General features: G+C 65.5%; 19 protein-coding genes. 12 read left to right on the top strand and 7 right to left on the bottom strand.

Features of this window, described 5'->3' with window-relative positions:
- Window positions 1-34: 34 nt before the first annotated feature.
- Window positions 35-550, bottom strand: coding sequence for an Hsp20/alpha crystallin family protein (locus OC446_RS14040; RefSeq protein ID WP_262029647.1), 516 nt, complete (start codon window positions 548-550; stop codon window positions 35-37).
- Window positions 551-628: 78 nt separating this feature from the next.
- Window positions 629-1,111 (bottom strand): Hsp20 family protein, encoded by a 483-nt coding sequence (locus OC446_RS14035; protein WP_262029646.1) that lies wholly within the window; start codon window positions 1,109-1,111, stop codon window positions 629-631.
- A 222-nt stretch (window positions 1,112-1,333) separates the two neighbouring features.
- On the opposite strand from OC446_RS14035, the gene OC446_RS14030 reads away from it, so the two are divergent.
- Together OC446_RS14030 and OC446_RS14025 are read left to right on the top strand one after the other, a co-directional pair.
- Window positions 1,334-1,498, top strand: coding sequence for a hypothetical protein (locus tag OC446_RS14030; RefSeq protein WP_262029645.1), 165 nt, complete (start codon window positions 1,334-1,336; stop codon window positions 1,496-1,498).
- Window positions 1,499-1,601: 103 nt separating this feature from the next.
- Complete coding sequence (locus OC446_RS14025; protein ID WP_262029644.1) at window positions 1,602-3,356, top strand: adenylate/guanylate cyclase domain-containing protein; 1,755 nt, start codon at window positions 1,602-1,604, stop codon at window positions 3,354-3,356.
- A gap of 9 nt (window positions 3,357-3,365) precedes the next feature.
- On the opposite strand, the gene OC446_RS14020 is transcribed toward OC446_RS14025, so the two are convergent.
- The gene (locus OC446_RS14020; RefSeq protein WP_262029643.1) at window positions 3,366-4,121 is read right to left on the bottom strand and encodes a HugZ family protein; all 756 of its coding nucleotides are present in this window, start codon (window positions 4,119-4,121) and stop codon (window positions 3,366-3,368) included.
- Window positions 4,122-4,386: 265 nt separating this feature from the next.
- On the opposite strand from OC446_RS14020, the gene OC446_RS14015 reads away from it, so the two are divergent.
- The 8 genes from OC446_RS14015 to OC446_RS13980 all read left to right on the top strand — a co-directional run bounded on the left by OC446_RS14015 (window position 4,387) and on the right by OC446_RS13980 (window position 11,666).
- On the top strand, window positions 4,387-5,394 hold the full coding sequence (locus OC446_RS14015; RefSeq protein WP_262029642.1) for a LacI family DNA-binding transcriptional regulator: 1,008 nt from the start codon (window positions 4,387-4,389) through the stop codon (window positions 5,392-5,394).
- 67 nt (window positions 5,395-5,461) lie between these two features.
- Window positions 5,462-6,745 (top strand): ABC transporter substrate-binding protein, encoded by a 1,284-nt coding sequence (locus OC446_RS14010; protein ID WP_262029641.1) that lies wholly within the window; start codon window positions 5,462-5,464, stop codon window positions 6,743-6,745.
- 67 nt (window positions 6,746-6,812) lie between these two features.
- A complete protein-coding gene (locus tag OC446_RS14005; RefSeq protein ID WP_262029640.1) occupies window positions 6,813-7,664 on the top strand; it encodes a carbohydrate ABC transporter permease in 852 nt (283 codons plus the stop codon).
- A 44-nt stretch (window positions 7,665-7,708) separates the two neighbouring features.
- Window positions 7,709-8,521, top strand: coding sequence for a carbohydrate ABC transporter permease (locus OC446_RS14000; RefSeq protein WP_181054232.1), 813 nt, complete (start codon window positions 7,709-7,711; stop codon window positions 8,519-8,521).
- Window positions 8,522-8,532: 11 nt separating this feature from the next.
- Window positions 8,533-9,582, top strand: a complete 1,050-nt coding sequence (locus OC446_RS13995; RefSeq protein ID WP_262029638.1) for an ABC transporter ATP-binding protein — start codon at window positions 8,533-8,535, stop codon at window positions 9,580-9,582.
- 27 nt (window positions 9,583-9,609) lie between these two features.
- A complete protein-coding gene (locus OC446_RS13990) occupies window positions 9,610-10,887 on the top strand; it encodes an MGH1-like glycoside hydrolase domain-containing protein (RefSeq protein WP_262029637.1) in 1,278 nt (425 codons plus the stop codon).
- Between the two features lie 110 nt (window positions 10,888-10,997).
- Window positions 10,998-11,288 (top strand): hypothetical protein, encoded by a 291-nt coding sequence (locus OC446_RS13985; protein WP_262029636.1) that lies wholly within the window; start codon window positions 10,998-11,000, stop codon window positions 11,286-11,288.
- 84 nt (window positions 11,289-11,372) lie between these two features.
- Window positions 11,373-11,666 (top strand): hypothetical protein, encoded by a 294-nt coding sequence (locus OC446_RS13980; RefSeq protein WP_262029635.1) that lies wholly within the window; start codon window positions 11,373-11,375, stop codon window positions 11,664-11,666.
- 92 nt (window positions 11,667-11,758) lie between these two features.
- Here the strand turns inward: OC446_RS13980 and OC446_RS13975 are convergent, their stop codons facing one another.
- The 3 genes from OC446_RS13975 to OC446_RS13965 form a co-directional block, all read right to left on the bottom strand.
- Entirely contained in the window at window positions 11,759-12,181 is a 423-nt protein-coding gene (locus OC446_RS13975; RefSeq protein ID WP_262029634.1) for a helix-turn-helix domain-containing protein, read from the bottom strand.
- A 131-nt stretch (window positions 12,182-12,312) separates the two neighbouring features.
- Window positions 12,313-14,484, bottom strand: coding sequence for a mechanosensitive ion channel family protein (locus tag OC446_RS13970; RefSeq protein ID WP_262029633.1), 2,172 nt, complete (start codon window positions 14,482-14,484; stop codon window positions 12,313-12,315).
- A 117-nt stretch (window positions 14,485-14,601) separates the two neighbouring features.
- A complete protein-coding gene (locus OC446_RS13965) occupies window positions 14,602-15,789 on the bottom strand; it encodes an AraC family transcriptional regulator (protein WP_262029632.1) in 1,188 nt (395 codons plus the stop codon).
- 263 nt (window positions 15,790-16,052) lie between these two features.
- On the opposite strand from OC446_RS13965, the gene OC446_RS13960 reads away from it, so the two are divergent.
- A complete protein-coding gene (locus tag OC446_RS13960; RefSeq protein WP_262029631.1) occupies window positions 16,053-17,069 on the top strand; it encodes an LLM class flavin-dependent oxidoreductase in 1,017 nt (338 codons plus the stop codon).
- Window positions 17,070-17,217: 148 nt separating this feature from the next.
- On the opposite strand, the gene OC446_RS13955 is transcribed toward OC446_RS13960, so the two are convergent.
- Window positions 17,218-17,634: a MerR family transcriptional regulator gene (locus OC446_RS13955; protein ID WP_262029630.1), complete on the bottom strand. Its 417-nt coding sequence runs from the start codon at window positions 17,632-17,634 to the stop codon at window positions 17,218-17,220.
- A gap of 75 nt (window positions 17,635-17,709) precedes the next feature.
- On the opposite strand from OC446_RS13955, the gene OC446_RS13950 reads away from it, so the two are divergent.
- Entirely contained in the window at window positions 17,710-20,028 is a 2,319-nt protein-coding gene (locus tag OC446_RS13950) for a heavy metal translocating P-type ATPase (RefSeq protein ID WP_262029629.1), read from the top strand.
- Window positions 20,029-20,070 lie beyond the last annotated feature (42 nt).

Raw genomic sequence — 20,070 nt, 5'->3', positions numbered from 1 at the left:
CGCCCGGACGGGCCGGGCGCCTTCAGGTCAGGATTTAGTGCTTGGTCTCCTCCGCGGCGCGGTTGATCGCGATGCGCTTCACCGGCGGACGGCTCTCGGCCGATTTCGGCAGGGTCACGGTGAGAACGCCGTTCCTGAACGTCGCCTCGATCTTGTCCTCGTCCACATCCCAGGCCATCGGGATGCGGCGTTCGAAGCGGCCGTAATAGCGCTCGCTGAAGGCGCGCTCCTTGTCCTCGATCTCAGACTTGCGCTCGCCGCGGATGGTCAGAACGCCGTCCTGCATCAGCACCTCGACATCCTTGTCCTCGAGGCCCGGCAGCTCCGCCGAGACGCGGACCTCCTTGTCGGTTTCGACGACCTCCACCTGCGGCCAGCCGGCGCGCCGGTTCGTGCCGCCGAGCGGCGCCACGTCGAAGCCGCGCAGAACGTCGTCGAAGAGCCGGTTCATCTCGCGATGGAGCGTCATGAAGGGATCGTTCTCCTCGCGGTAGCGGCCCGAAGCCATCTGCTGGTTGCGAGCCCAGGGAATCAGATCACGCATGTTCATGGTATCCTTCTCCTTCACTCAAAGCCGATGGATGCGGCGCCGGCCTGTGCCGGCGCCCCTCGTCGTCACGGCAAAGCCCTATGCGGCCTTGCCGTGCTCGATCTGCTGCGGATGCCGGCCCAGCGGCGTCGTTCCGGCGCCGGTTGCGATTTCGATCCGGCGCGGCTTGAGCGATTCGGGCACCTCGCGTTTGAGGTCGACGGTGAGGAGGCCGTTCTCGAGGCTCGCGCCCGTGACCTTCACATGATCGGCGAGATTGAACGTCTGTTTGAACGCCCGGGTGGCGATGCCGCGATGCAGATATTGCCTGCCCTCCTCGGAACCCTTCTTCTGGCCCGACACGAGAAGCTGGCTCTCTTTCTGCGTGAGCTCGACCTCGTCGGGAGAGAAGCCCGCGATGGCCATCGTGATGACGTACTGGTCTTCGGCCACCTTCTCGATGTTGTAGGGCGGCCAGTTGGTCATGGGCTCGATCTGAGCGGACTGGTCGAGCATGTCGAACAGCCGGTCGAAACCGACCGTCGAGCGGTACAGAGGGGAAAAGTCGAAAGCTGATCTCATCACCATATCCTCCATTGAGCAACATGGACGTGAGAGCGCCGGACACCCGCCGGCGCCCGCCATGCCAAGCCTCTGAAAGGCCTCGGCAATCATGATGGTAGGAAGTGGATTCCGGCATTTCAAGGGGTCTGAGGAACCCGGCCGCAGGGTTTTTCGAACAAGCTGGCCATCGCGCCGACTGAGCGTTAGCATCCGCATGCTTCGACCAAGGAAAGACAGATCATGCTCCGCATCCTCTCCCTTGCCGTCCTGACAGCATTCGCCTTTCCGTCCCACGCGACCGACGCCTCGCGGGACGACATGATCGTCGCCCAGCAGCAACAGGCGCCGCAGCAGACTCCGAAGCGCGATTGCGAGAGAAAGCGCGATGAAGGCGTGAGTTCCTGATCCGCAAGTTACGGATACCGAGCCGCCTCAGCATATCCCGGCCGACTGGACGGCTTTCCCAAACGGCCGCAGAATGAAGCCGGGACGATGCGCTGAGGATGACATGAATCCGCAGAAGCAAAGGATCGAGCGTCGGCTGGCGGCTATCCTTGCGGCCGACGTGGCAGGCTATTCGCGTCTCATGGAGGCCGACGAGGTCGGAACCTTGAAGATCCTGACGGCCCATCGCGCGATCATGGACGGGCTCATCGCCGAGAATGGCGGGCGCATCGCCAATACGGCCGGCGACAGCGTCCTGGCGGAGTTTCCAAGCGCGGTCGATGCGGTCCAATGCGCCGTCGAGATCCAGGAGCGTCTGGGCCTGGAGCCCGGCGGCCAGAGCCTGCGGTTCCGCATCGGCGTGCATGTGGGCGACGTCATGATCCGGGACGGCGATCTCCTCGGCGACGGGGTCAACGTCGCGGCACGGCTGCAGGAGCTGGCGCATCCGGGATCGATCTGCGCGTCGGAAGCGGCCTATCATTACGTGCGAAAGCTCCTGCCACTGGCCTTCAGCGATCTTGGGCCGCAACGGGTGAAGAACCTGGAGGAGCCGGTCAGGGCCTATTCCCTTAAGACCGGCCCCGTCGGATCCACGGACGCGAATTACGGCAAACCCCTGCCCTTTCCCGACAAACCCTCGATCGCCGTGCTCCCCTTCACCAATCTTAGCGAAGACCCGCAGCAGGAATACTTCGCGGACGGCCTGGTGGAGGACATCATCACGGGTCTGAGTCGGGTGAGGTCCTTCTTCGTGATCGCCCGGAACTCCTCCTTCACCTACAAGGGCCGCGCCGTCGATGTCCGGCAGGTCTCCCGCGAACTCGGCGTGCAATACGTCCTGGAGGGCAGCATCCGGAAGGCGGGATCTCGGGTCCGCATCGCCGGTCAGCTCATCGACGGGGTGACCGGGCACCATGTCTGGGCCGACCGGTTCGACGCGGATTTGAGCGACATCTTCGAATTGCAGGACCGTGTCACGGAGAGCGTCGTCGGGGCGGTCGAGCCCAGCATACGGCTCGAGGAAATCCGGCAGGCCCACAACAAGCCGACCACCTCCGTCACGGCCTATGACCTGTACCTGCGCGCCCTGCCCTGCTTCTACAAGATGACCCGGGAGGGTTTCTCCGACGTCCGCAGGCTCACGAATGAGGCCCTGAGCATCGATCCCGGCTTCACGCTGGCGAAAGCCCTCGGCGCCTATATCCGCAGCATTTCGGTGAGCCAGTGCTGGCATGAGCCGGACGATGTCCGGGTCGCGACCCGCATGGCGCGCGAGGTGATGGCGGAGGCGCGCGAGGACCCGACGAGCCTGCGCTTCGCCGCACAGGTCCTCGCCTACAGCGCGAGGGATTACGAGGCTGCCCTGAACGCGATCGAGCGGTCCCTCTCGCTCAATCCGAACTCGGCCCAGAGCTATACGAGCAGCGGGTGGGTCAACACCCATGCCAGCCGGCCTCTCGTGGCGATCGACCATTTCCACAAGGCAATGCGCCTGAGTCCCCTGGACCCGGAAAAGGGCATTGCCCTGTCTGGGATCGGGATGTGCTACCTCATGCTCGAACAGTTCGAGGAGGCTTTGAACTGGGGAGAAACGGCCCTGCGGGAGATGCCGGGCTACGGCTCCTCCTACAGGGTCGTCATCGGGGCCTTTGTCGGGCTCGGCCGGCTGGATGAGGCGAAGATCGCGGCGGAACGCCTGATGGAAGCCTTCCCGACCTACACGCTGACCCTGCAACGGCAGATCAATCCTTGGCGTGACCAAGCCTTCGCCCAGCACTATCTCGATGCGCTCCAGGTCGCGGGCATACCTGAATAAGCCTGAGGATCATCCAGCCCTGCTCCGCGCCTCGTTCGCGAGCCGGATGAGCATGGGACGCACCTCGTGCGGACCCGTCAGGGGCTTCGGGAAGAACAGGCGCAGGATATCGTCGCCGAGAGCCATCTGGAGGCCTTCAGGATCGATCCCGATCAGATGCCAAGCGCCCTCGCGGGCTCCGCAGAGCTGGGTGGCGTAGAGCGCAACGGCGTCGCTATGCTCGGCATTCATATGCTCGATGGCGCCGGCTTCGAAGTCGTAAAAATCGAAAAATTCCGACAGGTCCGTGAGGAGATCCCCGGTGGTCATGCGATAGGCCCGACCGAACCCGCCGTTGAGACTGCCGGATGAGACCTTCAGACGCCAGAAGCTGAAGTCCGGAAAATCGACATAGAGCTCGGCCTTGGGATGTTCCAGCAGGTAACGGCGGCGGATCTTCCTCGCCTCATCCGTGTCCCGATCGAGGCGCTCGGCCGTCGCCTGCAGGGTCAGGCGCGGATGCGCCAGCGGGTCGCCCTTGCCGATGGAGCACAGGAGAAGGGAGCAACGCGGATCGGCCTCCATCAGCCGCGTATGCACCGAAAGCTGCGAGGTGAGGATGACGGGAGAGCCGTCGAGATCCGTCCCGACCTGAACGAGGCTCGCGAACGGCGTTCCGGTTTCCGCATCGTTGGTGGCGAGCGCACCGGAGCGGGCCGTGCGCATCAACCTCTTGGCCAGAACGCGAGCGTCGTCGTCGACGGGCAGGGTCGGGTCTTTCGCCATCTGGCATCCTCCGGATCTGGTTAGCGCCACTATACACCTCGGGCTTCGGACCCCATAGCGAAGTGGTCCGTCCGACGCTTGAGTCCTGATCCTGTCCGGTCCGCAGCCTCGCACCGGCCACCATCCCAAGTCCCCTCAGAGTAAGGGTTGAATGCACGCTGATCTTGTCTTGAGCGGAGCTTAGACGAAGGACTGAGATTGGGAATGTTGACTTCCCAAAACGTTTTGGAGATCTAATTGGGGGCACAAGGAGAGCAGAAGTCCTGTGTCGAACCTGAAGCTTCTCGCGCAATCGCTGGGCCTGTCGATCACCACAGTGTCCCGGGCGCTCGACGGCTATTCCGACGTGGCCCCGGCCACGCGCGAGCGCGTTCAGGCGGCGGCACAGGCGATGAATTATCGTCCGAATCCTGCCGCGCGTAGCCTGCGGCGTCGCAAGGCCGAAGCAGTGGCCGTAACTCTGCCGACGGAGCCGGGCCGGTTCGGCCCTCCCATCTTCCTGAACATGCTCGCCGCCTGCGGGCAGCGTTTGGCCGAGGAAGGCCTCGACCTGATGCTGCTGCCCATCGCCGGACGTACGGGCGAGATGGACACCTATCGGCGGCTCCTCGACGGACGCCGGGCCGACGCCGTGATCGTGGTGCGCACAAGACTCGAGGACGAGCGTGTCGCCTTCCTGAAGGAACGCGGCATTCCTTTCGTCACCCATGGCCGCACCGCCCGATCGGAAGAGCACGCCTTCATCGACGGCGACGGCGAGGCCGGGTTCAGGGAAGCGGCCCAGATGCTCGCGTCCCTGGGCCACCGGCGCATCGCCCATATCGCGGCCCCGCAGGAGCTCACCTTTGCTCACTTTCGCCGCAAGGGCTGGCGTGCGGCACTCAACGAATTGGGCGCCTCGGAAGCGCTCGAATATACGGCGCAGCCGACCGAAGAGGGCGGCTATGAGGCCGCTCAATGGCTGCTCCAGCATAGCGCGCCTCCCACGGCCTTGTTGTGCGCGACCGACAGCATGGCGATCGGCGCGCTGAGCGCGCTCAAAGAACGCGGCTTCATCGCCGGGCGCGATATCGCGGTGATCGGTCACGACAATCTGCCGTCGGCCGCATTCACCGATCCGCCCCTGTCGAGCATGGAAATCGCCGCTCCGGACGTCGGGCGGCAATTGGCCGAGATGCTGATTGACCGGCTCGGAGGGCGCAAGCCTTCCGAGCTGCAAACCATTCTGCCGGTTCGGCAGGTTCCCAGGGCGACCCACGGACCGGCCAACTGAGTCTGATGCCCTCGGTCTTCCGGCCCCGGATCGAGCGGCAACGATAAGGGACCGATGGAGGAAGGAAATGACGCATCCGGTATCGCTTCGCGCCATCGCCGCCGCGGCAGCCCTTTTCGGAGGGCTCACAGTCGCACAGGCGCAGGAAACGATCTTTTATTCGACCCAGCTTCGTCCCATCGAGGAAGCGACGAAGGTCCGTGACGTCCTGCTGAAGGGCATTCCGGGCAAGGTTACGTATGTGGTCGACGAGCCGCCCGCTTTCGCGGTCCGCATGAAGGCGGAGTCGCAGGCCGGCAAGCGCACGGCGAGCGTCGTCGGCGCGCTGCACGGCGAATTGCAGCCGCACGTTCCGGCCGATCTCCAGCCCGTCGACGACGTTGCCGCGAAGCTGACGGATCGCGGTATTCCGGCGAGCCTGATGGATCTCGGCAAGCTCGGCACGGGCCAGCAGCAATACATCCCGTGGATGCAGGCCACCTACGTGATGGTTGCCAACAAGCAGGCGCTGCAATACCTGCCGGCCGGCGCCGACGTGAACACCCTCACCTATGCCCAGCTTCAGCAATGGGGCAAGAACATCGTCGACAAGACGGGCCAGCGCCGCCTCGGCTTCCCGGCCGGTCCGACGGGTCTGCTGCCGCGGTTCTTCCAGGGCTATTTCTACCCGTCCTTCACCGGCGGCGTCGTCACAACCTTCAAGTCGCCCGACGCGGAAGCCGGATGGAACGCGCTGAAGGACTTGTGGGCGGTGTCGAATCCCAATTCGACCAACTACAACTTCATGCAGGAACCCCTGCTCTCCGGCGAGGTGTGGATCGCGTGGGATCACATCGCCCGTGTGAAGGAAGCGCTCACCCTGCAGCCCGACCAGTTCGTCGCCTTCCCGGCTCCGGCCGGCCCGAAGGGACGCGGCTACATGCCGGTGATCGCCGGCCTCGCCATCCCGAAGGACGCACCGAACCGCGCGGGCGCCGTGGCGGTGATCGAGCACCTGACCAAGCCCGAGACGCAGCTCGCGACGGCCGCCGAAGTCGGCTTCTTCCCGGTCGTGAAGGCGGAGCTGCCGGCCGATCTCGCGCCCGGCATTAAGGCGCTCGCCGGCGCGGTGGCGGCGACGCAGAACGCCAAGGATGCGCTCGTGTCGCTCCTGCCCGTGGGCCTCGGCGCCAAGGGCGGCGAGTTCAACAAGGTCTACATGGACTCGTTCCAGCGCATCGTGCTGCGCAACGAGCCGGTCAAAGACGTGCTGGAAGCTCAGGCGAAGGTTCTCGACACGCTCATGAAGGAAACCGGCGCCCCCTGCTGGGCTCCGGACAAGCCGAGCCAGGGCGCCTGCGCGGTCCAATAGCCCTAACATGTAGAGCCCGGCGGATTTCGTTTCCGCCGGGTCCTTTCCTCGCGAGTGGAGCGGCTTCATGCCTGCGCGCACATCCTGGATTCCCTATGCGCTGATCGCGCCATCGGTCGTCTTCTTAGGCGCGCTGTTTCTTGTGCCGCTCGTGCAGACGATCTGGCTGTCGTTTTCCGCAGGCGAAGGCTTCTCGCTCGAAAACTATCAGCGCATGGCCGGCGACCTGAATTTCGCGCTCGCCATCAAGAACACGTTCATGCTCACCCTCGTGGTCGTGCCGCTCCAGGTCGTTCTGGCGCTCGGCATGGCCACCATGGTGACGAAGCTCGACAAGGGCCGCGACCTCGTCCTGTGGGTGCTCACCATTCCCCTTGGAATCTCGGACCTCGCGGCGGGTCTCGCCTGGCTCGCGTTGCTGCAGAACACGGGCTATCTGAACTCAGCGCTCTACGCGCTCGGCCTCATCCAGGGCCCGACCGGATGGCTGTCGCAGGAGACGCCCGTCGCCCTGTTCTTCGCCATCGTGCTCGCGGAGCTCTGGCGCGCCACCGCCATCGTGCTGGTGATCCTGATCGCGGGCCTGCAGCTGATCCCGAAGGAATTCGCGGAAGCGGCCGAGATCTTCGGAGCCAAGCCATGGACGCGCTTCACACGGATCACCCTGCCACTTCTGAAGCCCAGCCTGCAATCGGCCCTGATCCTGCGCACGGTGCTGGCCTTCGAGGTCTTCGCCGTCGTCTATGCGCTCGGCGGACGCAACTTCCCCGTTCTCGCCGGCGAGGCCTATGTCTGGCAGAACGACAACCAGAATTACGGCGTCGCGGCTGCCTATGCGGTGCTCATCATGGCGATCTCTCTCGCCGCGACGGCCCTTTACCTGCGCGTATTGAGAACCCGTCCGGAGCAGCTCCCATGACCACCAGCGCTGCCGAACTGAAAACCACTTCGACGAACCGCAGCATGGCTCTTCCATCGGCCCGGCGCCTGTTGCTTTGGACGGGCCTTGCGGTGCTGATCGCCTGGGTGCTGGTGCCGATCTATCTCGTGGCGCTCGGCGCCTTCGGCGGCAGGCTCGGCGTGTTCCGCTGGCCGAAATCGATCTGGCCGTCGGACCTGTCCTTCGCGGCCATGAGCCAGTTCCTCGCCATCGAGGGCGTGTTCAACGCCCTCGTCAATTCTCTCATCGCCGCCGGGCTGACCGTGGTGTTCTCGATCGCACTGGGCGCTCCCGCAGGCTATGCGCTGGCACGCTATACCTTCCGCGGGCAGAACGCCTATCGGCTCCTCGTCCTTCTCACCCGCGCCTTCCCGCTCGCTATCCTGGCCCTGCCGCTCACCGTTTCGTTCATCCGCCTGGGGCTCTACGACACGCCCTTCGGCGTCTCGCTCATCCATACGGTGCTGGCCCTGCCCTTCGCGGCTCTCGTTACACAAAGCCTGTTCATGGGCATTCCGCGCGAATACGAGGAGGCCGCATGGGTCTTCGGCTGCACGCGATTCCAGGCCTTCATGAAAGTGGTGCTGCCGCTCGCCCTGCCGGGCTTGGCCGCCACGGCGATCTTCGCCTTCGTGATCTCCTGGAACGAGGTGTTCGCCGCCTCGATTCTCACCGTGCGCGAGCGGACGCTCACCGCCTATCTGCTCCGGATTCTGGCCGAGAGCCCGCTGCATTACCGCTTCGCCGGCGGCTTCATCCTCATCATCCCCTCCGTGCTCTTCATCTTCGCCGTGAGGCGATACCTCTTCGCGGTGTGGGGCATCGCCAGCAAGTAACGGATCACCTCATGGCTGACATCGTCATCGATCGCGTCGTCAAGGAGTTCGGCTCCTTCCAGGCCCTGCAGGAAGTCTCGCTCACCGTGAACGACGGCGAGTTCGTGGCCCTGCTCGGCCCCTCGGGCTGCGGCAAGACCACGCTCCTGCGTATCATCGCCGGCCTCGAAACGCAGACCTCGGGCCGCGTCGTCATCGGCGGACAGGATGTGAGCGACCTCGCTCCGCGCAAGCGCGGACTGGCGATGGTGTTCCAGAACTACGCGGTCTTCCCGCACATGACCGTTTTCGAGAACGTCGCCTTCGGGCTACGGATGCAGAAGGCCCCACAGGCCGAGGTCAAGCGCAAGGTCGAACGGGCGGCGGCCCTGCTCCACATCGAGAGCTATCTCGACCGCTACCCGGCGAAGCTCTCGGGCGGCCAGCGCCAGCGCGTGGCAGTGGCCCGCGCGCTGGCCGTCGAGCCGGCCGTCTTGCTCATGGACGAGCCGCTCTCCAATCTCGATGCGCTCCTGCGGCTCGAAATGCGCACGGAGCTGAAGGCAGTTTTGCGCGAAGCAGGGACCACGACGATCTACGTGACCCACGACCAGACCGAGGCCATGGGCCTCGCCGACCGCATTGCCGTGATGTATGGCGGCAAGATCGAGCAGATCGGCGCACCGCTCGAAATCTACGCCACGCCCGCCACCCGCTTCGTCGGAGGCTTCATCGGATCGCCGCCCATGAACTTCATTAAGGTCCGTTGCAGCCACGGCACCGCGCGGATCGGGGACGCCGCCCTGCCGTGCCCGACAGCGGCCGAGAACCTGGAACTCGGGCTGCGCGGCGAGGATGCGAGCCTCGGACCCAGCGGCTCGGGCATTCCGTTCGATGTGCGCGTGGTGGAGCCGATGGGATCGCACCTGCTCCTCACCGGCGCCATTGACGGCCAGCTCGCCCGCATCGTGGCGCCGCCGACGGCAATCGTGAATGCCGGCGAGCGCGTGGGACTGACCGTGGATCCCGCGCGCGTGACCTGGATCGACGGCACCACCGGACGCGCCCTCGCCCGGGCCTGAACTTTTTCAAATCGAAGGACCTTTGAGATGACCATGCTTCCGAAGGAAGACGCCGCGCGCGCCATTCTCGCGCGCAACGATCGCGGCGGTTATACGGTGCCCACCGACCGGCTCTACCCGTTCCAGTGGAACTGGGATTCCGCCTTCGTGGCCATGGGCTTTGCGATCTTCGACGTCGACCGGGCCTATCGCGAGCTGGAGCGCCTGGTCGAGGGACAGTGGGACGACGGCATGATCCCGCACATCGTGTTCCACGCGCCGAGCGACACCTATTTTCCGGGCCCCGACGTATGGGGCACGCACCACCGGGTTCCCACCTCGGGCATCACCCAGCCGGCGGTCTTCGGCATGGCGCTTCGCCATATCCACGAGGCGGCTCGCGCGGCCGGCACGGCTGGCGCGACGGAACGGACGAAAGCCCTGTTCAAGGCCGCCCTGCGCTCGCATCGCTGGTGGCTCGATGCGCGCGACCCGGATGGGCTCGGCCTGGTGTCGATCCTGCATCCCTGGGAGAGCGGCAGCGACAACTCGCCGGCCTGGGACGACGCGCTCGCTCGTGTGCCGACGACCACGACGACCACGATCCGCCGCAAGGATACCGGCCACGTGGATGCCTCCATGCGTCCGCGCGACGAGGATTACCAGCGCTTCATCCATCTCGTCGATACCTACCGGGACTGCGGTTGGGACCCGAAGCGGCAATGGACGGCGGCGCCGTTCAAGATCGCCGACGTGCAGATGACCGGGATCCTTGCGCGTGCGACCGCCGACCTCATGCACCTGGCCGAAACCCTGGGAACGGATGAGGAGAAGGCCGAGCTCTCGCGCATGCACGAGCGGCTGCTCGACGGCCTCGCCCGCCGTTGGCGGCCCGAGCTTTCCCGGTTCGTCAATCTCGATCTGATTTCGGGACGGGACATCGAAACGCCCACTCAGGCCGGCTTCATTCCTCTCGTGGCACTGACGCTCGACGAGGGGCAGCGGACAGCCATCGTGGCCGAGATCGAGCGCTGGCTGTCCGGCATGTTCGCCGGGGTTCCCTCGGCTCCCGCCTTCTCGCCTGCCTTCGAACCCAAGCGCTATTGGCGCGGCCCGGTCTGGGCGGTGGTCAACTGGCTCATCTGCGATGGCCTGCGCCTGAATGGATCGGACGATCTTGCCCGCCGGATCGAGCAGACCATCGTCCAGGCCATCGAGAGCGCCGGATTCTGCGAGTATTTCGATCCGACCACGGGCGAAGGCCTGGGCGGTGACACCTTCTCCTGGACCGCCGCTGCCTACATGGTGCTTGGTCGACGGACCTGACCATCCGCTTTTCCGCAGCCCTGCGGCCCAAACTGTCAAGGGGCTGTCCCGTTCCATCAAGCGACGCCTTCCGGTTGCACTATCCTGGTCCGGAGAAGTGCAGGGAAGCGATGAAGCCCGTCCTCATGTCTCTTGTCATGACTGGTTTCGTGACGGGCGCGATGGCCCAGACGGGAGCCACGACCTTGACCATGACCTGTGCCGAGGTCCGCGGGATCGTGGCCTCGCGGGGCGCCGTCGTGCTCCGCACTGGACCAACGACCTATGACCGCTATGTCAGAGATTCGAGTTTCTGCGCGCTCCAGGAAACGGTATGGCCGACCTGGGTGAGAACGGCCGATGTGGCCCAGTGCCCCATCGGAGGAATTTGCCGTTCCATCGAGATCAACAACGGCCGGTGAGAGCATGGATGCCGCGGAACCTTCTGGTCGGGAACGGTCCAGGATCAATCCGCCATGCAAACGCAACGAGGCAGGAGGCCGCCCATGAAGCGAGCCGTGATCGTATTGATGTCATCCGCATTCCTGACAGGCGCGCAGGCCCAGCCGCGCCCGTCAACGCTGGCTATGCCCTGCGGCGCCAGCCAGCAACTGGTCTTCGCCCGAGGCGCCATCGTCCTGGGAACCGGCGGGCAAACCTACGACCGGTTCGTGCGCGACCAGTCCTTCTGCGCAATCGGCGAATACGCCTCGCAGGCCTTTGTCCCGAGTCGGGATACACCGGCCTGCTTCATCGGCTATCGCTGCAAGGAAGGCCCGAGGGATTGGTGGGACGATTGAGAACCGCCCTCGCCTGATGCGCAAAGCGGGAGAACGAATGCATCGGCTGTTTCGTCGACGCTGCATCCGATGTCTTCGGCATCAAGCGTGAATCACTCGGACATCTTGAGCCGCTGAAGACGTGGCTTCACGACATCCCGGACACGGGGATGGCTGGCGCGCCAGGCCGACGGCGTCTCCCCTGACCAGCGCCGGAAAGCGCGGGTGAAGGCGCTGAGCTCCGAATACCTCAGGACAGCAGCGATCTGGTTCACCGCCATGTCGGTGTTCTCCAGCAACTCGCACGCGATCTCGAAGCGAACCTCGTTGGCCACCTGGCGGAAGGCGAGGCCTTCCGTACGCAAGTGCCGGCTCATGGTGCGGCGATGCATCGAGAACAGACGGGCGACGGCCGCGGCCGAGCAGGTGTCCCGGAGCAGCTCGGTGCGAAGCACCCGGCGCAGATCGTCGGTCAGGGGTCCGGAGCCATGGCCCTGCGGCATCTCGTCTGTCCTGCGGGTGGATGACATATCCATGGTTCCCTCCGCCTCTCCGGCAGCCCTGCCGCGGCCGGACAGCGCCATCATGGCCGCTCCCGCCCCTGCGTGCTTGACCGCTTGTGACTTCCTTTTGACACTTGGGATCATGCGCAGGCCGGCAGGTTGCGCTAGCCGCCTTCCTCCGGCTTGCCCTTGACGAGGGTGAGCACCTGTCGGGCGGCAGCCGGCTCGGCATCCCCGCGGCCTGCCACCTGGACGGTCGGGAATGCGAACTCGATGCCGTTCTCGTCGAAAGCCTTCTTGAGCAGACCGAAGGCCTTGCGCCGGATCACGAACTGCTCGCCCGGGCGGGTCATCATCTTCATGCGCAGCTGGATGGCGAAATCGCCGAAATTCTCCACGCCCTGCATCTTCAGCGGCTCGATGATGTTGGGGGCGCATTCGGGATCCGCCGCCAGGTCCTTGCCCACCTGCTTGATGATCTTCTTCGCCTTGTCGAGATCGGTGTCGTAGGTGACGTTGAGGGTCATCTTGTCGATGACCCAGTCACGGCTCATGTTTTCCACCGCCCCGAGCTGTCCGTAAGGAACCGTGTAGACCGGACCCCGGTGGTGCCGCAGCTTCACGGAACGGAATCCCAGCTTCTCGACGGTGCCCTTATAGGAGCCGCTCTGGATGTACTCGCCGACCCGGAAAGCGTCGTCGAGCAGGTAGAAAATGCCGCTGATCACGTCCTTCACAAGCGTCTGAGACCCGAACCCCACGGCAACGCCGAAGATGCCCGCGCCTGCGATGAGCGGGCCGATCTCGACCCCCAGGGAGGAGAGCGCCATGAGCACGGCAACGGTCGCCAGAACGATGAACGCGGCCATGCGGAGCATCGGCAGGAGCGTCCGGACCCGCGCCTGGCGCAAGGCCTCCTCGCTGCCGGGGGTTGCGCCGATCTGCAGGCGGGACATCCTGCGGTCGATCTGCGTCTTCACCACCTGCCAGAGGAGGTCGGCCACCAGCAGGATCACGATGCTGCTGAGCGCGCCCCGGAGGAGTCGCGTGATGACGGTGTCGCGGCTGGTCATCTCGCCCGGATCGATCCCCCAGGCCCATGAGAGGAACAGGACCGCTCCGACAATCAGGAGCGCTCTTATGCCCCGGTCGAGATAAACGGCCCAGAGTTCAGGGCTGTAGCCGGCCTCCGAAGCCTCCACAGGCCGCAGCAGATGACGGGCCGAGTCCCTGGTGACCTTCAGGGCCTGGGTCAGGAAGAGGCCGACCACCACCAGCCAGAACAGTCCCATCAGGCCCGCAACCCACATGCCCCACAGCACGACGAGGCAGAGCGACAAAAGCCATGTTCCGATCGTGTGATGCCGCGCTGGATGATCCGGTGCGGCCGATGCAGGCACGGGAGGAGACGGCCACCGCCAGACGGCCTCGATCGCCAGGACCAGAAGGCCGATCCCCAGGACATAGGCAACCAACCGACGGCTGTCGATCGAGAAACCGAGCGTGCTCACGGATTCGACAGTGGCCCAGCCGAACGCGAACCAGCCGATGAACAGCACGATGCGGCGGTGCCAGAAGCGGGCCGCCTCGTCGGTCATGGGAACGACCCGCAGCACTTCGGGACCGTGAGGGCGCACCGCCCAGGGCGAGAGCAGCACCCGGCTGACCAGGAGGGCTACCCGCAGCAGGAGCGCTGCGAGCAGATAGGCGAGCACGATGCGCCTGAGCAGGGGCGGCCAGTCGAAGACGAGGAAAGCGCCGATGCTCCCCAGGCCGAAGATCGCCACATGGGCCAGATCGAATCCAAGGCGCCAGCCGATCAGTCGCAGCCGGTCGCCTGCCGTTCGTATCGGGTGGGAAACGATCCGCTCGCCTGCCGATGCGGTGATCCTGCGAAAGATCCATTCGGCCCCGGCTCCGAGGCCCAGGAAGCCGAGCACGAGGAGAACGACATCGACGGCGGACCGGCTCTGTAGCTCCTGCGACAGGAGATCCGCCGCGTGCCTGGCCTCATGGGGCAGACGGGGCACCGCTGCCGCCAAGGACGCGAGATGCGTCCGCAGCGCCTCGACGCGCCTCGCCATCAGCTCGGAATTCATGTCCTGCGGCTGTTGCGGCGTCTCCGCGGCCGGTGGAACGGGCGACCGTGCCTGCCGGTCGATCCAGGCCCGCGTCGCAGGGTCCTCCAGAAGCCGAAGAAGCTCCTGGACCTGCGGCGGCGCGGGTGGCGCAGGTTCGGCCTGGGCCCAGGCCGAACCTGCGCCCACATGAACCAGGATCAGAACCATCAGTCCCCAAAGAGCGGCGACCAAGGTTCGGGGCGGCTTCGCGATCACGGTCTGCTCCGAACTGGACTGATCATGGGCAATGATAAACACTTTGGCCAGAGGTATTCACGACCTGCCGGCAGCTTGGATCACGGTATGCTTCCCGAAATCGGCAGCCCGCGGAGATCACTGTAGGCCTCCCGCAGCCCCGTGCTTGACCCGTGAGGATAGTCCGTTGACACTTTGGACTGCCGTGGCCAGACACCCGGAGCGGCCGTCGGCCCTCCAGGCCTTGGGCGTCCGGCCCGACCAGCGCCGGAAAGCCCGGGTGAAGGCGCTGGCTTCCGAATAGCCCAGCGCCGCCGCGATCTGCCCCAGAGGCACCTCGGTATCCTGCAGCAATTGCCGGGCGATCTCGAACCGGATCTCGTTGGCGATCGCCCGATAGCCCATACCGCTGTCCTTCAGGCGACGGCTCAGGGTCCGGCGATGCATGGCCAGCGTCTCGGCGATGTCCTCCGCCGAGCAGCGGGTGCTCGTCAGCCGCGTCCGCAGCAGCCGCCGGATGTCGTCCGAGAACTCGCCCCCCTGGGCGATCTTCATCTGCCGGATCCGCTCCTCGAGAACCTCCCGCACCATGGGGTCGGCCCCCTCGATCCGATGCTCCAGATCGCGCGCCGGGAAGACCAGGGTGGCGTTCTCCTGGTTGAAGCGGACAGGCGCCCGGAAATGACGGCGATACGGTTCCTGATCCCCGGGGGCCGCGCGGGGCAGCAGCACCTCGGTCGGATTCCAGTCCGATCCGCACAGGGTGCGCAGGGCATTGACCGCCACCGCGAGGGACCCGTCCGAGATCTGATCCGCGCTTTCGACCTCGGGCTGATAGATCGAGAAGGTGAGGAGAGCCATGCCGTCGCTGATCATGAGCGAGGGCACGGCGCCCCGGTTCTGGATGCTCAGGTTCGTCACGAGCGCTCGCACCGCATCGCCCACGGTTTCGGAATGCTGCATCAAGCGGCCGACCAGTCCCAGGGACAGGATCGTGGCATGCCGGCCGGCCAGCAGCCCGAAATGCGGGCAATGGGTGCGAGCGACGCTCAGGGTGAGGAGCCGGCCCAGCGCCGCATGGGGAATGATGTTCGCACCGTCGTCGAAAAGACCCGGATCGAGTCCCACCTCACGAATGATCGGCACGGGATCGATGCCGAATTCGCGCAGGGTCGGCACGATTTCCTTGGCAACACCGAGATGTATGTAGCCGGGTGGAAGCGCGCGACCCAATCCCGCCGGAACCATTGACGAGACCGATATGGGCCGTTCCTGACCGTTGCTCTTACTCCTGAGCGCAGGCCCGATGTCGTTGGTCATCGTCATGGCCTTCTCGCAGAGCTCTAATATGTGACTGAGAACCGTAGCTTCGGTCCACTCGAACATCGACGCCTTGACCAAGATCAATTTAACATACGTTAGCCGGTCATTGCGACCCAATCGCGAACATGGCCCAAATCGTTGCAGCCGATGCTTCCCTGAAGCGCAGCCGCATCGAGATTGATCTGTCACGGCGGGTCACCTAGGAGAATGTCTCGTCAGGGCGTTGTGACACGAACCCGCTCAGGGCATCTGCAGAGGACCGCCTCATGAAGAAGATCGGCTTTCTCTCGTTCGGGCATTGGTCGCCCTCGCCGCAATCGCAGACGCGTTCGGCCCGCGATGCCCTTCTCCAATCCATCGACCTTGCCGTCGCGGCCGAGGAATTGGGGGCGGACGGCGCCTATTTCCGCGTCCATCACTTCGCGCGCCAGCTCGCCTCGCCCTTTCCGCTGCTGGCCGCTATCGGTGCAAAGACAAGCCGAATCGAGATCGGTACCGCCGTCATCGACATGCGTTACGAGAACCCGCTCTACATGGCCGAGGATGCGAGCGCGGCCGACCTGATCGCCGGCGGGCGTCTCCAGCTCGGCATCAGCCGCGGCTCGCCCGAGCAGGTGATCGATGGCTGGCGCTATTTCGGCTACATGCCCGACGAAGGCCAAAGCGATGCCGACATGGCCCGTCACCATACGGAAGTGCTTCTGAACGTTCTCAAGGGCGACGGTTTCGCCGAGCCGAATCCGCGCCCGATGTTTCCCAACCCGCCCGGCCTGCTGCGCCTGGAGCCGCATTCGGAAGGCCTGCGCGAGCGCATCTGGTGGGGATCCGCCTCCAACGCGACCTCCATCTGGGCCGCGCAACGGGGCATGAACCTCCAGAGCTCGACCCTGAAGGAAGACGAGACGGGCGAACCCTTCCATGTCCAGCAGGCCAAGCAGATCCGTCTCTACAGGGAAGCCTGGAAGGAAGCGGGGCACGCCCGCGAGCCCCGCATCTCGGTCTCACGCTCGATCTTCGCGCTCGTGAACGACCTCGACCGGTCTTATTTCGGGCGCGGCAAGGACGGCGACCAGATCGGCGTCATCGACAACATGCGGGCGATCTTCGGCCGTTCCTATGCGGCGGAGCCTGACAGGCTCGTCGAGGAGCTCAAGGCGGACGAGGCGATTGCCGAAGCCGATACGCTGCTTCTGACCGTGCCGAACCAGCTCGGCGTCGCGTACAACGCCCATGTCATCGAGGCCATCCTGAAGCATGTGGCCCCGGCGCTGGGCTGGCGGTGAGGGTGGAGAGAATCCCGAAGGGGCAGGTGCACTTTCGGCCGTCGTCTAAAGCATCGAACGCAGAAATAGGAACCGGTTTTGCGTGGAAAGAGACTTCAAGCCAATGCGTTAGAGGATCGGACGTGAGTTCGATTTCACGTCGGGTCCTCTAGTGATGATCGTGCCGGCACTGCCCATGGTCGGCCAGCACCTCGATGATGCGGCAATCGGCGATCTTCCGGTGGTCGCAGGCTACCATGGCCTCGAGTTCGTCGCGCAATGCCGTGAGCCGGGCGATCTTATCGTTGACTTCGTCGAGATGGGCCTTGGTGATCTCATGCACCTCGCCGCAGGCGCGATGGGGATCATTCGCAAGGCTCAGGAGTTGCCGGATGGCCTCGACCTCGAACCCGAGTTCGCGGGCATGGCGGATGAAGTTGAGCCGGCGCACGTCGCCCGCGCCATAGCGCCGCTGCTGGCCTTCCGTCCGGCTCGGCTCGGCCAGAAGGCCGATCTGCTCGTAATAGCGGATGGTCGGCACCTTCACCTGAGCCTGCCGCGACAGCTCTCCGATCGTCAGGGACATGAAAGAAACCTCTTGAACCTCTAGTCGCTAGAGGATGTAGGCTCCCGCCGAATCGAAGTGAAGAGGTCTTTTGCGATGAGTGAGCCACGCCACCTGCCCGGCGACCATGAGGTCGAGTCCGCCAAGGGACAGCGCACCCGCTACCGGGTCTCGGGCATGGATTGCGCCTCCTGCGCGGCCAAGATCGATACCGCCCTGCGGCGAGCCCCGGGCGTGGCTGACGTCAACGTCTCGGTTCCGGCCGGAACCGTCACGGTCGATCACGACGAGACTGTCGTGCCGGCTGCGCTCGCCCAGAGGATCGCGGTGCTCGGGTACAAGGTCACTGGGCAGGGTCCCGCGAACGCCAAGGCTTCCGGGGCGAAGGCCGATCACGCTCATGGACATGTCCACGGCCCCGGCTGCGATCACGACCATGACCACGAGGGCCACGATCATCACGATCACACGCAGGGCCACAGGCACGATCATGGGGCCGAAGCGACCGCCGGCCTCCACGGGCACCTGCATGATCACGGCCCGAGCGACGGTCCCTGGTGGAAGAGCCCACGCGGTCTCCTGACCATCGCCTGCGGCCTGGCTCTGGTCGCCGCCTATCTCGTCGGCCGGCTCCTGCCGCAGACCGGGCATTGGGCCTTCGTGCTCGCCATGGCGGTCGGCCTCGTTCCGATTGCCCGACGCGCGCTCGTCGCGGCCCGCTTCGGCACTCCGCTCTCCATCGAGATGCTGATGACCATCGCGGCCGTCGGCGCGGTGATCATCGGGGCCACCGAGGAAGCCGCCATGGTGGTGTTCCTGTTCCTGGTCGGCGAACTGCTCGAAGGTGTTGCGGCCGGTCGCGCCCGGGCCAGCATCCAGAACTTGACGAAGCTCGTCCCCAAGACGGCCCTGATCGAACGCGACGGCAAGACCGAGGAGATTCCGGCCGAAACCCTGACGGTCGGGTCCGTCATCCTCGTGCGGCCCGGCGACCGCGTTCCCGCCGACGGCGAGATCGTCTCCGGCGAGAGCGCCGTCGACGAGGCTCCGGTGACCGGCGAGAGCGTGCCCAAGCGCAAGGGCGAGGGCGAGACCGTCTTCGCCGGCACGATCAACGGCGACGGCGCCCTGCGGGTGCGCGTCACGGCGGCCGCCCAGGACAATACCATCGCGCGCATTGTGCGCCTCGTGGAGGAGGCCCAAGAGAGCAAGGCCCCGACCGAGCGTTTCATCGACCGTTTCTCGCGTTACTACACGCCGGCCGTCCTCGTGGTCGGTGCGCTCGTCGCCGTTGCGCCGCCGCTGCTCTTCGGCGCGTCCTGGGGCGAATGGGTCTACAAGGGCCTGGCGATCCTGCTGATCGGCTGCCCCTGCGCCCTCGTGATCTCGACGCCCGCGGCCATCGCGGCAGGCCTCGCGGCCGGCGCCCGCCGCGGCCTGCTCATGAAAGGCGGCGCCGTGCTCGAAACGCTCGGGACCATCACCGTGGCGGCCTTGGACAAGACCGGCACCCTCACCGAAGGCAAGCCTAAGGTAACGGACGTGATCCCCGTCGGACGCTCGGAGCGGGAGGTCCTGTCCCTGGCGGCCGCCCTGGAGACCGGATCGAGCCATCCGCTCGCCACGGCGATCCTGGCCAAGGCCGCGGAGGCCGGCGTTCCGGTACCCCCGGCGGCCGATGCCGGCGCGGTCGGCGGCAAGGGCGTGACCGGCAATGTCGGCGGCGTCGCGATGTTTCTCGGCTCGCCCAAGGCTGCCGGTGAAAAGGTGGCACTCACCTCGGACCAAGCGGCGCTGATCACCGGGCTTAACGATGAGGGCAAATCCGTCTCGGTTCTGCTTGCGGGCGATCAGGTCGCCGGCGTGATCGCCATGCGCGACGAGCCGCGCCCGGACGCCAAGGAAGGGCTCGAGGCCCTGAAGCGGGCGGGTGTCGACACGCTCATGGTCACGGGCGACAACCGGCGCACGGCGACGGCCATCGCAGCCGGGCTCGGCATCGAGCCTCGGGCGGACCTGCTGCCGCAGGACAAGCAGGCCATCGTCCGAGAACTGCAGGCCAACGGCCATGTGGTGGCCAAGATCGGCGACGGCATCAACGATGCCCCGGGACTGGCGGCCGCGGATGTGGGCATCGCCATGGGGGGTGGCACGGATGTGGCTCTGGAGACCGCCGACGCGGCGGTGCTGCATGGGCGGGTGCTCGACATCGCCCGCATGGTGCGCCTGTCGCGGGACACCATGGCCAATATCCGCCAGAACATCACCATCGCGCTCGGGCTCAAGGCGGTGTTCCTGGTCACGACGATCCTGGGCATTACGGGATTGTGGCCCGCGATTCTGGCGGACACGGGCGCGACGGTGCTGGTCACGGCCAATGCGATGCGCCTGCTCGCCGCCGGAGGACGGACCTGATGCATCGAACGCAGACGTGGGCGCCGGTTTCGCGTGGAAAGA

Origin of the sequence: Microvirga sp. Mcv34, from assembly GCF_024519725.1 — a bacterium.
Taxonomy (GTDB): domain Bacteria; phylum Pseudomonadota; class Alphaproteobacteria; order Rhizobiales; family Beijerinckiaceae; genus Microvirga.
This window is presented reverse-complemented; position numbering and strand designations above follow the sequence as displayed.

Coding starts and splice junctions, on each gene's coding strand:
- OC446_RS13955 (WP_262029630.1), bottom strand. CDS start 17,634: ATGTCCCTGACGATCGGAGAGCTGTCGCGGCAGGCTCAGGTGAAGGTG.
- OC446_RS14000 (WP_181054232.1), top strand. CDS start 7,709: ATGGCTCTTCCATCGGCCCGGCGCCTGTTGCTTTGGACGGGCCTTGCG.
- OC446_RS13950 (WP_262029629.1), top strand. CDS start 17,710: ATGAGTGAGCCACGCCACCTGCCCGGCGACCATGAGGTCGAGTCCGCC.
- OC446_RS14020 (WP_262029643.1), bottom strand. CDS start 4,121: ATGGCGAAAGACCCGACCCTGCCCGTCGACGACGACGCTCGCGTTCTG.
- OC446_RS14025 (WP_262029644.1), top strand. CDS start 1,602: ATGAATCCGCAGAAGCAAAGGATCGAGCGTCGGCTGGCGGCTATCCTT.
- OC446_RS14035 (WP_262029646.1), bottom strand. CDS start 1,111: ATGAGATCAGCTTTCGACTTTTCCCCTCTGTACCGCTCGACGGTCGGT.
- OC446_RS14040 (WP_262029647.1), bottom strand. CDS start 550: ATGAACATGCGTGATCTGATTCCCTGGGCTCGCAACCAGCAGATGGCT.
- OC446_RS14005 (WP_262029640.1), top strand. CDS start 6,813: ATGCCTGCGCGCACATCCTGGATTCCCTATGCGCTGATCGCGCCATCG.
- OC446_RS14010 (WP_262029641.1), top strand. CDS start 5,462: ATGACGCATCCGGTATCGCTTCGCGCCATCGCCGCCGCGGCAGCCCTT.
- OC446_RS13975 (WP_262029634.1), bottom strand. CDS start 12,181: ATGGATATGTCATCCACCCGCAGGACAGACGAGATGCCGCAGGGCCAT.
- OC446_RS14030 (WP_262029645.1), top strand. CDS start 1,334: ATGCTCCGCATCCTCTCCCTTGCCGTCCTGACAGCATTCGCCTTTCCG.
- OC446_RS13960 (WP_262029631.1), top strand. CDS start 16,053: ATGAAGAAGATCGGCTTTCTCTCGTTCGGGCATTGGTCGCCCTCGCCG.
- OC446_RS13990 (WP_262029637.1), top strand. CDS start 9,610: ATGACCATGCTTCCGAAGGAAGACGCCGCGCGCGCCATTCTCGCGCGC.
- OC446_RS13965 (WP_262029632.1), bottom strand. CDS start 15,789: ATGACGATGACCAACGACATCGGGCCTGCGCTCAGGAGTAAGAGCAAC.
- OC446_RS13995 (WP_262029638.1), top strand. CDS start 8,533: ATGGCTGACATCGTCATCGATCGCGTCGTCAAGGAGTTCGGCTCCTTC.
- OC446_RS13980 (WP_262029635.1), top strand. CDS start 11,373: ATGAAGCGAGCCGTGATCGTATTGATGTCATCCGCATTCCTGACAGGC.
- OC446_RS13985 (WP_262029636.1), top strand. CDS start 10,998: ATGAAGCCCGTCCTCATGTCTCTTGTCATGACTGGTTTCGTGACGGGC.